Genomic DNA, 15714 nt, shown 5'->3' with positions numbered 1-15714 from the left:
CATGGCTGAACTCGCAACCATTGCCCGTCCCTACGCCGAGGCGCTGTACCAGGTGGCCTCTCAACAGGACACCAAGGCTTGGCAGGAGCAACTCTCCGCGCTGGCCCTGGTCGCCCAGGACGGCGCCCTGCGCCAGTTCGCCGAGGACCCCAAGGTCAGTCCCGACCAGGTCTACCAGGTGATGGCTTCGGCCGCGAAGCTGACACTGCTCCCGGGCGTGCAGAACTTCGTGCGCGAAGTCATCGCCAACGGCCGTCTGGCGGCGCTGCCGGCGATGGTCCAGCAGTTCCACGAACTGGCCAACGCGGCTGCCGGCGTGGCCGATGCGCACATCTACAGCGCCTACCCCATCGAACCAGCGCAGCTGGCCGATGTGGTGGGGATGCTGGAGAAGCGTTTCGGTCGCAAGCTGCAAGCCCACGTTGAGCTGGAGCCTGGCCTGATCGGCGGTATCCGAGTGGTGGTCGGCGACGAGGTGCTGGACACCTCGGTGAAGGCCCGTCTGGAACGCATGAAAGTGGCGCTGACCGCCTGAGGCTCCGGCCTCAGACGGACAGCCCGACTGCCAAGATCCCCCCGATTCACCCTGGTGTCCTGCTTCGGCAGGATGCCGATGGGAGCAAGCAATGCAACTGAATCCTGCTGAAATTTCCGAACTCATCAAGAGCCGCATCGAAGGCCTGGGCGCTTCGACCGACGTCCGCAACCAGGGCACCGTGGTGTCCGTGTCGGACGGCATCGTGCGCGTGCACGGCCTGTCCGACGTGATGCAAGGCGAAATGCTGGAGTTCCCGGCTGCCGCTGACGGCAGCCAGACCTTCGGCCTGGCGCTGAACCTTGAGCGCGACTCCGTGGGTGCCGTGATTCTGGGTGCCTACGAGCACATCAGTGAAGGCGACACCGTGAAGTGCACGGGCCGCATTCTCGAAGTGCCGGTCGGCCCCGAACTGATTGGCCGTGTGGTGAACGCCCTGGGCCAGCCGATCGACGGCAAGGGCCCGATCAACGCCAAGATGACGGACGTGATCGAAAAGGTCGCTCCGGGCGTGATCGCCCGTCAGTCCGTGGACCAGCCGGTGCAGACCGGTCTGAAGTCCATCGACTCGATGGTGCCCGTCGGCCGTGGCCAGCGCGAGCTGATCATCGGCGACCGCCAGACCGGCAAGACCGCCGTGGCCATCGACGCGATCATCAACCAGAAGGGTCAGAACATGACCTGCGTCTACGTTGCGATCGGCCAGAAGGCTTCGTCGATCAAGAACGTGGTGCGCGCTCTGGAACAAGCTGGCGCGATGGAATACACCATCGTGGTGGCCGCTTCGGCTTCGGAATCCGCCGCCATGCAATACGTGTCGGCCTACTCCGGCTGCACGATGGGCGAATACTTCCGTGACCGTGGCCAGGACGCCCTGATCGTTTATGACGATCTGTCCAAGCAGGCCGTGGCTTATCGCCAGGTGTCGCTGCTGCTGCGTCGTCCTCCGGGCCGCGAAGCCTTCCCCGGCGACGTGTTCTATCTCCACAGCCGCCTGCTGGAACGCGCAGCCCGCGTGAACGCCGACTACGTGGAAGCCTTCACCAAGGGTGAGGTCAAGGGCAAGACGGGTTCGCTGACGGCACTGCCGATCATTGAAACCCAGGCGGGTGACGTGTCCGCTTTTGTGCCGACCAACGTGATCTCGATCACCGACGGCCAGATCTTCCTGGAAACCAACCTGTTCAACGCGGGTATCCGCCCCGCGATTAACGCCGGTATTTCGGTGTCGCGCGTCGGTGGCGCTGCCCAGACCAAGCTGATCAAGTCGCTGTCCGGCGGTATCCGTACCGACCTGGCCCAGTACCGTGAACTGGCCGCTTTTGCCCAGTTCGCGTCGGACCTGGACGCCGCGACCCGCAAGCAGCTGGACCGTGGTGCCCGCGTGACCGAACTGCTGAAGCAGGCCCAGTACTCGCCGCTGTCCATCAGCCTGATGGGCGCGTCGCTGTACGCCGCCAACAAGGGCTTCATGGACGACATCGAAGTCAAGAAGGTCCTGGCGTTCGAACACGGTCTGCACCAGTTCCTGAAGACCTCTCATGCCGCCCTGCTGCAGAAGCTGGAAGACACGAAGGCCATGGACAAGGACGCGGAAGCCGAACTGAACGCAGCGATCACTTCCTTCAAGAAGTCTTTCGCCTGAACATGACCCACCCCCGACGCGCTTCGCACCTCCCCTGCCAGGGGGTGTCCCTCCGGGCCTGGCCTCGCCAGCCCCAGGGGCACCGTCTCAAGGGGAGCGCTGGGCGCTCCAGCCGTAGCAATGCGGCCTTGTCGGGGAACTGAAAGGAGAAATCATGGCAGCAGGCAAGGAAATTCGCGGCAAGATCAAGTCGGTCGAAAACACCAAGAAGATCACCAAGGCCATGGAAATGGTCGCCGCTTCGAAAATGCGCAAGGCGCAGGACCGGATGCGTGCGGCCCGTCCGTATGCCGAGAAGGTCGGCAATATTGCGGCCAACCTGTCCAAGGCCAATCCGGAGTACCGTCACCCGTTCATGGTGGCGAACCCGGACGCCAAGACGGCGGGCTTCGTGGTGGTCACGACTGACAAGGGCCTGTGCGGCGGTCTCAACACCAACCTGCTTCGCGCCACCACCAACAAGCTGAAGGAGCTTGAGGCGGCTGGCCAGAAGTCAGAAGTGGTCGCGATCGGCAACAAGGGTCTTGGTTTCATGAACCGCATCGGCGCCAAGGTCGTTGCGCATGCCACGCAGCTGGGCGACGCCCCGCAGCTGGAGCGCCTCGTCGGCCCGGTGAAGACGCTGCTGGACGCTTACGCGGAAGGCAAGCTGTCGGCGGTCTATCTCTGCTACACGCGCTTCGTCAACACGATGAAGCAGGAGCCGGTGGTGCTGCAGTTGCTGCCCCTGAGCCCCGAGTCGCTGGAGACGGATGCCGCCGGTCACGCATGGGACTACCTCTACGAGCCGGACGCCCCGACGGTCATCAACGAGCTGCTGGTGCGCTACACCGAAGCCCTGGTCTATCAGGCCGTGGCCGAGAACATGGCGTCCGAGCAATCGGCCCGCATGGTGGCCATGAAGGCCGCTACCGACAATGCCGGCACCCTGATTGGTGAGCTGAAGCTGGTCTACAACAAGACCCGCCAGGCCGCGATCACGAAGGAACTGTCGGAAATCGTCAGCGGCGCCGCCGCCATCAGCGGTTGACCGGCGCAAGCGCGCAGGCAACGCATAGATTTGAATTGAAGGAACGAAGAAATGGCTAACACTCAATCGGTGGGCAAGATCGTTCAGTGCATCGGCGCCGTGGTGGACGTGGAGTTCCCGCGTGACCAGATGCCGAAGGTGTTCGACGCCCTCAAGATGGAAGGCTCGGCCCTGACGCTGGAAGTGCAGCAGCAGCTGGGCGACGGCGTGGTCCGTACCATTGCCCTGGGTTCTTCCGACGGCCTGCGCCGCGGAACCGAGGTCTACAACACCGGCGACATGATCAAGGTCCCGGTGGGCCAGGCCACCCTGGGCCGCATCATGGACGTGCTGGGCAACCCGATCGACGAGCGCGGCGATGTGTCCAACGCTCAGACGGCGGCCATCCACCGCAAGGCCCCGGCCTACGACGAGCTGAGCCCGTCGCAAGAGCTGCTGGAAACCGGCATCAAGGTGATCGACCTGATCTGCCCGTTCGCCAAGGGCGGCAAGGTGGGTCTGTTCGGTGGCGCCGGCGTGGGCAAGACCGTGAACATGATGGAGCTGATCAACAACATCGCCAAGGCTCACTCGGGTCTGTCGGTGTTTGCTGGTGTGGGCGAGCGTACCCGCGAGGGCAACGACTTCTATCATGAAATGTCGGACGCTGGCGTGGTGAACCAGGAGGACCTGAGCAAGTCGAAGGTCGCCATGGTGTACGGCCAGATGAACGAGCCTCCAGGCAACCGTCTGCGCGTGGCACTGACCGGTCTGACCATGGCCGAAGCCTTCCGTGACGAAGGCCGTGACGTGCTGTTCTTCGTGGACAACATCTACCGCTACACCCTGGCCGGTACTGAAGTGTCCGCACTGCTGGGCCGTATGCCTTCCGCCGTGGGCTATCAGCCGACGCTGGCAGAAGAAATGGGCCGTCTGCAAGAGCGGATCACGTCCACCAAGGTCGGTTCGATCACCTCCATCCAGGCCGTGTACGTGCCTGCCGATGACTTGACCGACCCGTCGCCTGCCACGACCTTCGCCCACTTGGACGCCACCGTCGTGCTGTCGCGTGACATCGCTTCGCTGGGGATCTACCCCGCTGTGGACCCGCTGGACTCGACCTCGCGTCAGATCGACCCGAACGTGATCGGCGAAGAGCACTACAGCACCACCCGTGCCGTGCAGTCCGTGCTGCAGCGCTACAAGGAACTGCGCGACATCATCGCCATCCTGGGCATGGACGAACTGTCGCCGGAAGACAAGCTGGCCGTGGCTCGCGCCCGGAAGATCCAGCGCTTCCTGTCGCAGCCGTTCCACGTGGCCGAAGTGTTCACCGGCGCACCCGGCAAGTACGTGCCCCTGAAGGAAACCATCCGCGGCTTCAAGATGATCGTCAACGGCGAGTGCGATCACCTGCCGGAGCAGGCGTTCTACATGGTCGGGACCATCGACGAAGCCTTCGAAAAAGCGAAAAAGATCCAGTAAGCGGCGCATACGGCGCGAGGGCGTCGTTGCTGTGCTCGCCGGACACCAGTCCGGCTCCGCGCAGCGCCTAACCCTCGCACCGTCTGCTTGCTTTCTGAATCTTTTTCCCTCGGTGGGCACGCTCTGGGACTCGGCTGCGCCGACGTTTGGGGGCGCACCGGGGACTTATAGATTGGAAACCTTATGGCAAGCCAAGCAACGATCCACGTGAATGTGGTCTCGGCAGAAGAGCAGATCTTCTCGGGCGAGGCCAAGTTCGTGGCGCTCCCGGGCGAGGGCGGTGAGCTGGGCATCCTGCCCAAGCACACCCCGCTGATCACCCGCATCAAGCCGGGCGCCGTGCGCATCCAGCGCGCCGATACCAACGAAGAAGAATTCGTCTTCGTGGCCGGCGGCCTGCTGGAAGTGCAGCCCGACATGGTCACCGTGCTGGCCGATACCGCCATCCGCGGTAAAGACCTGGACGAGGCCCGCGCCGAAGCCGCCAAGAAGGCCGCCGAGGACGCCATGAAAGACGCCAAGAGCGATATCGACTTCGCCAAGGCACAAAGCGAATTCGCGGCCATGGCCGCGCAAATCGCCGCGCTGCGGAAATTCCGCGGCAAGCGCTGAGCCGTCACCGGCTCCCGGCGCCACTGTGGTGACGACCACGGTCGGCCGCACCTCCAACGGCAGGTGCCACGTCTTGCGTGGCCCTGCCGTTTTTCATGCACTGGTTCACATGTAGCCGGTCAATGAATTTACCGGCCGCGCGATAGAGTTCGTGGCGCAACGGTACAGTTCCCACGCGGGGCGTCAGCCAGCATCCTTGATGCATGCTGAAGCTGCTGCGCCGCCCGCCTCCATCCTGGAGGTCATTGCCGTATTTGAGGGAGTTTCATGTTGAAGACCATCTGGACGCGTCGCGCCACCCTTGCCCTGGCCGTTGCCGCACTGTCTGCCTGTGCCACCGAACAATCGCGCACCATCGACGTGCCGCGACCCACGTCCGCACCGGCCGCTTATCAAGGCCCCCGCGCCCCCATCGCTGTGGGCAAGTTCGACAACCGCTCCAGCTACATGCGCGGCATGTTCGCGGACGCAGTGGACCGCCTGGGCAGCCAGTCCAAGTCGATCCTGGTGGCGCATCTGCAGCAGACCAACCGCTTTAATGTCCTGGACCGCGACAACCTCGAAGAAGCCCAGCAGGAAGCCAAGTTCAAGGCCGGCGCACTGAACATCAAGGGTGCTGATTTCCTGGTGACCGGCGCGGTGACTGAATTTGGCCGCAAAGAAGTTGGTGACCAGCAGCTCTTCGGCGTGCTGGGCCGCGGCAAGACCCAGGTGGCTTATGCCAAGGTCACGCTGAACGTGGTCAACAGCCAGACCTCCGAGGTGGTGTATTCAGTGCAAGGCGCTGGTGAGTACACGCTCTCCACCCGTGAAGTCGTCGGCTTTGGGGGTACCGCCAGCTATGACGCCACGCTCAACGGCAAGGTGCTGGACCTGGCCATCCGTGAAGCCGTGAACAACCTGGTGCAAGGCGTGGACAGCGGCGCCTGGAAGCCGCAGGCTCGCTAAGGACCCCGCAATGACATCAGCATTCACCGGCCAGGCGACTGGCCGTCGCGGAGCCATGTTTGTGGTGGCCGCCCTGTGTGGACTTTTCACCGCCTGCGCCCAGCCGCCCAAGCCGCTCTATCAGTGGAACGGCTACCAGTCCAATCTGTACGAGTACTTCAAGGCCTCGGGCGCCAACGCTGGCGAACAGATCAACAAGCTGGAAGCCCAACTGGTGAAAAACAAGGCGGCCAACGAGGCCTCGCCTCCGGGCCTGCACGGCCATCTGGCGCTGCTGTATGCCAAGGTTGGCAATGACAACGCCGCCCGTGCGCATCTGGAAGCCGAGCGTGCGCTGTTCCCCGAGTCGGCGGCGTATGTGGATCTGCTGCTGAAGAAGCGCAGTGCCGCCACCCAGCCTGGCGCGGCAGCCTCCGCCACTGCCCCCCCCCCTGCAGCCACCGTTACCGCTCCTGCGGCCGGTGCCCGATGAGCCCGGCGCATCAGGAGCCCCCCGCCATGACCCTGACCCAACGTTTCCTGTCTCCCGCACTCCGCCGTGGGCTGCGCCTGGGTGGCGCGGCCGCCGTGCTGGCTGCACTCACCGCCTGCGCCCACCATGAGGCCACGCCCTACGACTACACCGCCTTCAAGGCCGCCAAGCCGGCGTCGGTGCTGATCCTCCCTCCGGTGAATGACACACCGGACGTGGGCGCGTCGTATGCGGTGCTGTCCACGCTGACCCTGCCGCTGGCGGAATCCGGCTATTACGTGCTGCCGGTTTCACTGGTGGATGAGACGCTGCGCACCAACGGCATCGACAACGCCGTGGACGCACAGTCGATTGACCGGGCCAAGCTGCGCGACATCTTCGGCGCGGATGCGGGGCTCTACGTCACCGTCAAGCGTTACGGCTCCACCTACAAAGTGGTGAGCGCCGAGGCGGTGGTGGAGATCGAAGCCCGTCTGGTGGACCTGCGCACCGGCACGCAGCTCTGGGACGGCCGGGCCAGCGCGTCCACGGCTGAGGAGAACAACAACAACAACTCAGGTGTCTTGGCGCTGCTGGTGAAGGCGCTGGTCGAACAGATCGCCAACAGCCTGAACGACCGTAGCTATCAGGTGGCCGGCATTGCCAGCGAGCGTCTGCTGAGCGACCGGGCGACCAATGGTGTGCTGCCGGGTCCCCGCAAGCCGGTGACTGAACGAAAATAAGCCCTCAACCGGCCGCAAACCCACCGGGCTCCGGTGGGTTTTTTATTTGTGAAGTTGCCAGAAGTCGCCATGAGCTCCATTCCCGTCACCCGCTCCCACGGTCTCGAAGCCCTTGAACTCGTTGCGCCCGATGGTGCCCGTGCCACGCTGCTGCTGCATGGTGCGCACCTGGTGTCCTGGGTGCCCGCCGGTGGAGAGGAGCAGCTGTATCTCTCCCCCACCAGCGCCTTCGCCACCGGACAGGCCATCCGGGGCGGCGTGCCGGTGATCTTTCCGCAATTCAATGCGCGAGGCCCCCTGCAAAAGCATGGTTTTGCCCGCAACAAGCCCTGGCAGCTGGTCAGTGCCGAATCGGGCAAGGACGACGCCCTGGCCGTGCTCCGCCTGAGCGACGACGGCGCCACCCGCATGGTCTGGCCGCATCAGTTCGAGGCGGAGATCAGCATCCGCATCAGCGGCCGTGCGCTGGAAATGGAGCTGGCCTGTGAAAACCGGGGGGAGGCGCCGTTGTCCTTTGCCGCCGCGCTGCACACCTATCTGCGCCTGCAAAGCGCCTTGAGCGCATCGCTGCAAGGTTTGTCCGGTCTCGCGTATTGGGACTCGGCCGAGAACCGCGCCAGCACCCAACACGAAGATCTGCTGCGCCTGGATGGCAGCGAGCTGGACCGCATCTACCAGGACCTGAAGGACGACCTGATCCTGCGCGATACCGACCGCCGCGTGCGCATCAGCCAGCAAGGCTTCTCGGATGTGGTGGTGTGGAACCCAGGAGAGGTGAAGGGCACGGCTTTCAGCGACATGCCGGCCGACGGCTACCGCCAGATGCTGTGCGTGGAAGCCGCGCAAGTGCTGCAACCCGTGACGCTGGCGCCGGGGGAGAGCTGGGCCGCGATGCAGGTGCTGGAACTGGAGTAAGCCAGGGCGCGGCCGTCCTGAATCCGTTAGTCTGTGCCCATCACCTCCAGGAGATGGACCGCATGGGCAAGGACAAGAAGGACCCTAAGCAGGACAGTCAGCAGGACGGTCAACCCGACGATCGCCGTCGCGCTGGCAAACCCATCGATACCCAGGACCGGGTCAACGCGCGGGCGAAGTCCAACGGCAGAGCCGGCCCCGAAGGCAAAGCCAATGGCAGCCGCAAAGCCAAGGGCAACGGCGACCGCGACGGCGACGGCAAAGCCGAACCCACCGACAACAAGCTCGCCAAGTCCGACTACCTGGACCTGCTGGAGTCGCTGCAGGTCGAGCTCAACAACATGGCGCGCTGGCTACAGCGGACCGGCCGTCGTGTCCTGGTGATCGTGGAAGGGCGCGACACGGCCGGGAAGGGCGGCGTCATCAACGCCATCTCTGAAACCCTGAACCCCCGCCAATGCCGCACCGTGGCGCTGCCCAAACCCAGCGAACGGGAGCAGGGGCAGTGGTACTTCCAGCGTTACGTCGCCCACCTCCCCACCGCCGGTGAACTCGTGCTCTTCGACCGCAGTTGGTACAACCGCGCGGGTGTGGAAACGGTGATGGGCTTCTGCAGCCCGGAGCAGACCAAGGCCTTCCTGGCGCAGGTGCCCATCTTCGAGCGCCTGCTGGTGGACGACGGCGTGCTGCTGTTCAAGTACTGGCTGACGGTGGATCAGGCGCATCAGGAGCAACGCTTTGCCGAGCGGGCGGAAGATCCGCTCAAGCAGTGGAAGCTGTCTCCCATCGATCTGCAGGCGCGCGAACATTACGAGGACTACGGCCGGGCACGGGACCGCATGCTCAAGGCGACCCACAACCAACATACGCCGTGGACGCTGGTGGATTTCAATGATCAACGGCGTGGTCGGCTCACCCTGATCCGCCATCTGCTGGACCACCTGCCCGATGTCTCGGTGCCGGATCAACAGTTTGAGTTCCCGCTGCTCGGACACGAGCCGCAGCGGGAGCGCTTCAAGGCGAAGCCCAAACCGCTGCCCCCGTTCCCGCCCATGGCGTGAGCCTGGGCTTCCCGCAGGGCCCGTGACTCCTGCTGCTCAGAGTGCTGCCCTAAAGCACCACCACCGCGTTCGGCAACTCATTGCGCGGAGGCGCGCCGTTGGTGGGGAACTGGTGTGCCAGCAGTTGTTCCACCTGGCCGATGGCTGCCACCAGTCCATCTTCGAACCGGCCCGCCTGCAGCGCTTCGCGCAGACTGCCGATGACCGTGTGCCACTGTTCCGCGCTCACTCGCTGATTGAGCCCGCGGTCCGCCACGATCTCGATGGCATGTTCCGCCAGCAGCAGATAAATCAGCACGCCATTGTTCTGCTCGGTGTCCCACACCCGCAGCTTGCCGAACAAGGTGACGGCCCGTTCCCGGGCCGATGCGCGCCGCCACAAATAACTCAGCGGCAGACTGGCTTCCACACAGACGCGGATCTCACCGCCATGGCGCTGTTCACTCTCGGCCACACGCGCGGCCAGCCGCCGCAAGGCTTCGGCGGGCAAAGCACGATGCGCATCCGCTTCGTCCCAAAGCCGATGACGGCACAGCCGCACAAGGCGATTGGAGAGATGTGCCTGGCCCATCACCAATCTCCCGAGGCGCCACCGCCGCCGAAGTCACCGCCGCCGCCGGACGAAAACCCGCCGCCGTCGCCGCCGCCCCCCAGCTGCCACCACCCCCGCCGCCGCTCCCCCAGATCACCGGGGGAATGAACACACCGGGGGTGCTTCCCCTGATGCCTTGGGCGCTGCTGCGTCGGCGGGTGGCACCAATGCCCAGCAAACCGACCAGCACCAGCGAAGCCAGCCCGGCGCCGATCCCCAGCAGCACGCTGCCACTGGCCAACCAGCCCAGCGCCCCGGCGCCACCGCCGGTGGCCAGGCTGCCAAGCTTGCGCCCGAAGATCGCGGTGAGAAGCGCACCCGCCACCGGTACACCGATGAAGAAAAGCATGGCCGCGCCACCCAAACCGAAGCCGCCGCTTCCACTGCCCCCACTGTGCGCCGCCGAACGTTCACGCGGCGCCGGTGTCGGCAGGTGTTCCCCCCGGATGCGCGCCTGCAGCGAGTCCACCGCACGGTTCAGCCCGCCCGCATAGTCACCGGCGCGGAAGGCCGGAGTGATGTCGCGTTCAATGATCTGGCGGGCGGCGAGGTCCGGCACGGCCCCTTCCAGCGCTTTGGCCGTCTGGATGTTGATGCGCCGGTCCTGTTTGGCCACCACGATCAGCAGGCCGTCACCGACCTCACGCCGACCGATCTTCCACTGGTCACCCACCCGCTGTGCATACGCGGCGATGTCTTCCGGCGCGGTCGTGGGCACCATCAACACCACGATCTGCGGCCCGGCCTCCTGCTCAAACGCCGCCAGTTTGCGGTCCAGTGCCTGCCGCTGGGGCTCGGTCAGTGTGGAGGTCTGGTCCATGACCCGACCCGACAGTGCCGGGACCGGCAACACGTCCTGGGCCCGCACCGTGAAGGTGGACCCCAGGCCCAGCATCAGCACCACGGCCGCCAGCCACAGCGAGAACCACGGCACTTGCCCATCAGACACGGGAAGCAGGCGCTGCCGCATGCCGCTGGCCTTAGCGCGAGGCCGGAGCGGCGCCCGGGGCCGGCAGGCTCAGGGGGGAGGAGGCGGGTGTCGCCGGAGTGGCGGCCGGAGCAGCGGTGGACCCCGCATTCGGTGCGGTCGTCGCGGGCTTGTCGAAGTTGACGGTCGGCGGGGCCGAGATCGCCGCTTCGTTCTGCACCGTGAAGTTGGGCTTCACTTCATAACCAAACACCTTGGCGGTGAAGTTGGTCGGGAAGCGTCGTGTCAGCCCGTTGTACTCCTGCACCGACTTGATGTAGCGATTGCGGGCCACGGTAATGCGGTTTTCCGTGCCTTCCAGCTGCACCCGCAGGTCGCGGAAGCCCTGGTTGGACTGCAGCGTTGGATACGCCTCGCTCACCGCCAGCAGGCGGCTGAGCGCGCCGGAGAGTTCGCCTTGCGCCGCCTGGAAGCGCTTGAGCGCTTCTGGGTCTTTGGCCAGCTCCGGGGTGACCTGGATGCTGGTGGCCTTGGCGCGGGCTTCCACCACGCGGGTGAGCGTTTCCTGCTCGAAGTTGGCCTCGCCCTTGACGGTGTTGACGATGTTGGGGATGAGGTCGCTGCGGCGCTGATATTGGCTCAGCACCTCCGACCAACTGGCATTCACCTGTTCATCCAGGTTCTGGAATTCGTTGTAGCCGCAGCCGCTGAGCAGCAGCGGGGCGCTGAGCACCAAAGCCCCTGCAACGCCGCGGGCGAGCCCGCTGGCAACACCCCGCGTACGGGTGGTGCGGCCCGAGGCTGCGGGGGTGGAACGGCTGCCGTCCGCCGTGGACGATGCAGCGGCCACGGAATCAGACACAGACGTGGACAACGGGGTCATGGATGAATCCTCCTGGTGCTGCCGCATATCGAGGGCTCTTGGCGAATTTCAAGACACTTCCATCAATCGACAGGCTTGTGACCTGTCGCAAATCAGTATCCCACGGGGGCGTTGGATAATCAGTTCATGAGCGCCCCCCTTCAGAACGACACCTTCCTGCGCGCATGCCTGCGCCAGCCCACGGACTACACGCCGGTCTGGCTGATGCGCCAGGCGGGCCGCTACCTGCCGGAGTACCGCGCCACCCGCGAAAAGGCTGGCAGCTTCATGGGCTTGGCCACCAACAAGGACTACGCCACCGAAGTCACCTTGCAGCCGCTGGAGCGTTATCCGCTGGATGCCGCCATTCTGTTCAGCGACATCCTCACCGTGCCGGACGCGATGGGCCTGGGCCTGAGCTTTGCGGCCGGGGAGGGCCCCAAGTTCGCCAAACAGGTGCGGGACGAAGCCGCTGTGGCCGAACTCGCGGTGCCGGACATGAACCGCTTGCGGTACGTGTTTGATGCGGTGAGCTCCATCCGCCAGGCCCTGAACGGCCGTGTCCCCCTCATCGGTTTCTCGGGCAGCCCGTGGACACTGGCCTGCTACATGGTGGAGGGCGGCGGTTCGGACGACTACCGCCATGTGAAGAGCCTGATGTATGCGCGCCCGGATCTGATGCACCGCATCCTGTCCATCAATGCGGATGCTGTCTCGGCTTATCTGAATGCGCAAATCGAGGCCGGTGCCCAGGCGGTGATGGTGTTTGATTCCTGGGGCGGGGTGCTGGCCGATGGCGCCTTCCAGCGCTTCAGCCTGGACTACTCACGCCGTGTCCTGGCGCAGCTCAAGACGGAACATGAAGGCCGCCAGGTGCCGCGCCTGCTGTTCACCAAGGGCGGTGGACTGTGGCTGGATGAGATCGGCAACGCTGGCGCCGATGTGGTGGGCCTGGACTGGACGGTGAATCTGGGCCAGGCTCGGCAGCGCCTGCACGACCGCGTGGCCTTCCAGGGCAACCTGGATCCGAATGTGCTGTTTGCGCCGCCGGACGTGGTGCGTGCAGAAGCCCGTGCGGTGCTGGACAGCTTCGGCCGCCCGCAGCGCACTGACGGGGGGTGGGGTGGGCACATCTTCAACCTGGGCCACGGGATCAGCCAGTTCACACCGCCGGACCATGTGGCCGAGCTGGTGGACGAAGTGCATCGTCACTCCCGGTTGCTGCGTCAGCCGGTTTGAGGCTCCACTGAAGGCCCCTCCGGGGGCCCTGCGGGGCCATCTGGATCGGGGGCGGCGGGCGTGGTGATCCTCTCCGACCGGGCCAGATTGACCGGACCTTGGACAACAGTTATCCCCAAATCCGTGCATGTCACTGAAATGCAGCACACCGGTCATCCTGCAGCTAGGATTTTCCCGGATGGGCACGCAAGTGATTGATTTAAAACAGATATTGGAGTTTGCCCGAAAAACGGGTGTTTCCCCGCTGTCGCGGGCTCGCCCACGGTTGTGGAAAGAAGCCAGCGCTTTTCCCACAAAGTTATCCACAGCATGGCAATCCTCTGTGGGCACGCTTGGAAATCATGGACTTGGCGCGTTTTTCTCAGGAACTTCTGCATGACGGCCGGGTGGGTGCGGGGCGGAGCGGCTGATGGCTGAGCCTGACACCTCGGGCTGGGGCCGGGTGAGCGTGGCCGTGGACGCGCCGCAGCACAGCGGCCTGACGGGGCCGCTGGACTACCTGGGTCCGCAAGACCTGACGCCGGGCACGCTGGTGCAGGTGGGCCTGGGTCGACGCAACACCTTGGGCATTGTCTGGGACCCACCCAAGGCTCAGGATGTGCCGGAAGACGCGCTGCCCGAAGACCAACTGCGTCCGGTGGGGGAGGCTCTCGACGCGTTGCCGGCTCTGTCGGCACCCTGGCGCCGATTACTGGACTTTGCCGCGGCTTACTACCAGCGCAGCGTGGGCGAACTGGCGCTGGCCGTGCTTCCGCCCCAACTGCGTGAGCTGGACGCCAAACAACTGGCCGCCCGCCTGAAGAAACTGGACAAGGCCGAAGCCGCTGCACAAACCGTCCCTCATCCTGATGATGGCGCGCCCGTCCGCCCGGACCTCACGGCCCAACAGCAGGCGGCGCTGGACGCGGTGCGCGCGCTGGCGGCCGAAGCCACGCCGCCGCCAGCCCTGCTGTGGGGGCTCACCGGTAGCGGCAAGACCGAGATCTATCTGCGCGCCGCCGAAGACGCGTTGGCCCAGGGCCGGCAGGTGCTGGTGCTGGTGCCGGAGATCAACCTCACGCCACAGCTCGAAGCCCGTTTTGCCGCGCGCTTCGCTGGGCACAGCATCGTTTCGCTGCATAGCGCGCTCACACCGGCCCAGCGCCTGCGCCACTGGCTGAGTGCCCACCTGGGCCGGGCGCAGCTGGTGCTGGGCACCCGGCTGGCCGTGTTTGCTTCCCTGCCGCGCCTGGGGCTGGTGGTGGTCGATGAAGAACATGACCCCTCCTACAAACAGCAGGACGGTGCCCGTTATTCCGCCCGGGATCTCGCCGTGTACCGAGGTCATCTGGAACGCATCCCGGTGCTGCTGGGCTCGGCCACACCGTCACTGGAGAGCTGGCAGCATGCGCTGGCGGGGCGCTATCGGCGTATCGACCTGACCGAACGTATCGGCGGCGGCGAACTGCCCAAGGTCCGCCTGTTCGACATGAACCGGCTGGAGCGCAAGAAGGGCGTGACCACGGCTTTGTCAGTGCCGCTGCTGGATGCGTTGCGCAAGCGGCTGGCGCGTGGCGAGCAGAGCCTGGTGTTCCTGAATCGGCGCGGTTATGCCCCGGTGCTGCATTGCGACCAATGCAACTGGAAAAGTGACTGCCCCCATTGCAGTGCCCATCAGGTGTTCCACCGCGAAGACCGCACGCTGCGCTGCCACCATTGCGGTGTCTCGCAGCGGGTGCCGCGCGCCTGCCCCTCCTGCGGCAACCCGGACATTGCCCCGCTGGGCCGTGGCACGGAGCGGCTGGAGGAGCAATTGGCGGAGGCGCTACCGGGCGCCCGTATCGCCCGCATTGATGCGGACACCACGCGGCTCAAAGGCAGCCTGGAAGCCCAGCTCAGTGCCGTGCATGACGGCGATGTGGATGTGCTGGTGGGCACCCAGATGGTGGCCAAGGGGCATGACTTCCGCCGCATCACGCTGGTGGCGGCAGTGAATCCGGACGGTGCTCTGTTCAGCAATGACTTCCGGGCGCCGGAGCGCTTGTTCTCGTTGCTGATGCAGGTGGGGGGACGCGCCGGGCGGGATGCGGCTCAGGCGTCCACCAGCGAGCTGTGGGTGCAGACCTGGTATCCAGACCATGCGCTTTATCAGTCGCTGCAGCGGCACGACTATGAAGCCTTTGCGAGCAGCCAATTGGGCGAGCGCATGTCCGCCGGCCTGCCGCCGTTTGCGCATCTGGCGCTGGTGCGGGCGGAGGGGCGCACGGTGGAGGTGGCACGGGAGTTTCTGGAGGCGGCGCAGGCGAGGGCGCAGGAGTCGCCCTTGGCCATGGGGTTGCTGCTATATCCACCGGTGCCGATGGCGGTGGCGCGTGTGGCCAATGTGGAACGGTTTCAGATGCTGATTGAGGCCGGGCACCGAGGGCAGTTGCAGCGCTTCCTGAGGGAATGGCTGCCTTGCTTGCATGGGCTGCGGAAACAGCACAAGGGGCTGCTGCGTTGGGCGGTGGATATTGATCCGATGGTGATTTGACGCAGGGCCGGTGCACCGCAGGAGAGATTGTTCAGCGGCACACCGCCGGAAATATATGAATCGGCTCATTTGCATTCGATGCGGGGACTCGATCCACCGCGATACGGCAGCTAAAAATGCTGGCCTTTGCCTGCCCTGCGTTCGCGGCAATCAGCTGTCTATCGAGCAGAGAACAGA

The 15714-nt window shown here is 65.1% G+C and carries 15 protein-coding genes; 12 read left to right on the top strand and 3 right to left on the bottom strand.

Going from position 1 to position 15714, the window contains the following annotated elements; translation table 11 throughout:
- Position 1 precedes the first annotated feature (1 nt).
- From OU995_RS03285 to ppk2, 10 genes are all read left to right on the top strand, one after another.
- On the top strand, positions 2 to 535 hold the full coding sequence (locus OU995_RS03285) for a F0F1 ATP synthase subunit delta (protein WP_267833947.1): 534 nt from the start codon (positions 2 to 4) through the stop codon (positions 533 to 535).
- Between the two features lie 91 nt (positions 536 to 626).
- Complete coding sequence (gene atpA, locus OU995_RS03280) at positions 627 to 2180, top strand: F0F1 ATP synthase subunit alpha (protein ID WP_267833946.1); 1554 nt, start codon at positions 627 to 629, stop codon at positions 2178 to 2180.
- A 154-nt stretch (positions 2181 to 2334) separates the two neighbouring features.
- On the top strand, positions 2335 to 3210 hold the full coding sequence (gene atpG / locus OU995_RS03275; protein WP_267833945.1) for a F0F1 ATP synthase subunit gamma: 876 nt from the start codon (positions 2335 to 2337) through the stop codon (positions 3208 to 3210).
- Positions 3211 to 3261: 51 nt separating this feature from the next.
- Positions 3262 to 4674, top strand: a complete 1413-nt coding sequence (gene atpD / locus OU995_RS03270) for a F0F1 ATP synthase subunit beta (RefSeq protein WP_058933484.1) — start codon at positions 3262 to 3264, stop codon at positions 4672 to 4674.
- Between the two features lie 183 nt (positions 4675 to 4857).
- Positions 4858 to 5286: a F0F1 ATP synthase subunit epsilon gene (locus tag OU995_RS03265; RefSeq protein WP_267833944.1), complete on the top strand. Its 429-nt coding sequence runs from the start codon at positions 4858 to 4860 to the stop codon at positions 5284 to 5286.
- Positions 5287 to 5553: 267 nt separating this feature from the next.
- Entirely contained in the window at positions 5554 to 6234 is a 681-nt protein-coding gene (locus tag OU995_RS03260; RefSeq protein WP_267833943.1) for a CsgG/HfaB family protein, read from the top strand.
- Between the two features lie 10 nt (positions 6235 to 6244).
- Entirely contained in the window at positions 6245 to 6706 is a 462-nt protein-coding gene (locus tag OU995_RS03255) for a DUF4810 domain-containing protein (RefSeq protein WP_267833942.1), read from the top strand.
- Between the two features lie 26 nt (positions 6707 to 6732).
- Entirely contained in the window at positions 6733 to 7428 is a 696-nt protein-coding gene (locus OU995_RS03250; RefSeq protein WP_267833941.1) for a DUF799 domain-containing protein, read from the top strand.
- Positions 7429 to 7497: 69 nt separating this feature from the next.
- The gene (locus OU995_RS03245) at positions 7498 to 8343 is read left to right on the top strand and encodes a D-hexose-6-phosphate mutarotase (RefSeq protein ID WP_267833937.1); all 846 of its coding nucleotides are present in this window, start codon (positions 7498 to 7500) and stop codon (positions 8341 to 8343) included.
- A 62-nt stretch (positions 8344 to 8405) separates the two neighbouring features.
- A complete protein-coding gene (gene ppk2, locus OU995_RS03240; protein WP_267833936.1) occupies positions 8406 to 9404 on the top strand; it encodes a polyphosphate kinase 2 in 999 nt (332 codons plus the stop codon).
- Between the two features lie 49 nt (positions 9405 to 9453).
- Here the strand turns inward: ppk2 and OU995_RS03235 are convergent, their stop codons facing one another.
- Genes OU995_RS03235 through OU995_RS03225 form a run of 3 tightly spaced genes read right to left on the bottom strand, consistent with a single transcriptional unit; the run spans position 9454 to position 11660 of the window.
- Positions 9454 to 9945 (bottom strand): TPM domain-containing protein, encoded by a 492-nt coding sequence (locus OU995_RS03235; protein WP_267833935.1) that lies wholly within the window; start codon positions 9943 to 9945, stop codon positions 9454 to 9456.
- Positions 9845 to 10966, bottom strand: coding sequence for a TPM domain-containing protein (locus OU995_RS03230; protein ID WP_267833933.1), 1122 nt, complete (start codon positions 10964 to 10966; stop codon positions 9845 to 9847). The genes OU995_RS03235 and OU995_RS03230 overlap by 101 nt, the downstream gene beginning before the upstream one ends.
- 10 nt (positions 10967 to 10976) lie before the next feature.
- Complete coding sequence (locus tag OU995_RS03225; RefSeq protein WP_267836162.1) at positions 10977 to 11660, bottom strand: LemA family protein; 684 nt, start codon at positions 11658 to 11660, stop codon at positions 10977 to 10979.
- A 273-nt stretch (positions 11661 to 11933) separates the two neighbouring features.
- On the opposite strand from OU995_RS03225, the gene hemE reads away from it, so the two are divergent.
- The gene (gene hemE / locus OU995_RS03220) at positions 11934 to 13025 is read left to right on the top strand and encodes a uroporphyrinogen decarboxylase (protein ID WP_267833932.1); all 1092 of its coding nucleotides are present in this window, start codon (positions 11934 to 11936) and stop codon (positions 13023 to 13025) included.
- A gap of 409 nt (positions 13026 to 13434) precedes the next feature.
- The gene (locus tag OU995_RS03215; RefSeq protein ID WP_267833930.1) at positions 13435 to 15537 is read left to right on the top strand and encodes a primosomal protein N'; all 2103 of its coding nucleotides are present in this window, start codon (positions 13435 to 13437) and stop codon (positions 15535 to 15537) included.
- The last annotated feature ends 177 nt before the right edge of the window (positions 15538 to 15714 follow it).

The sequence above is a fragment of the Roseateles sp. SL47 genome (assembly GCF_026625885.1).
GTDB lineage: Bacteria > Pseudomonadota > Gammaproteobacteria > Burkholderiales > Burkholderiaceae_C > Roseateles.
The sequence above is the reverse complement of the archived record's forward strand: the minus strand, read 5'-3'. Positions and strand labels throughout refer to the sequence as shown.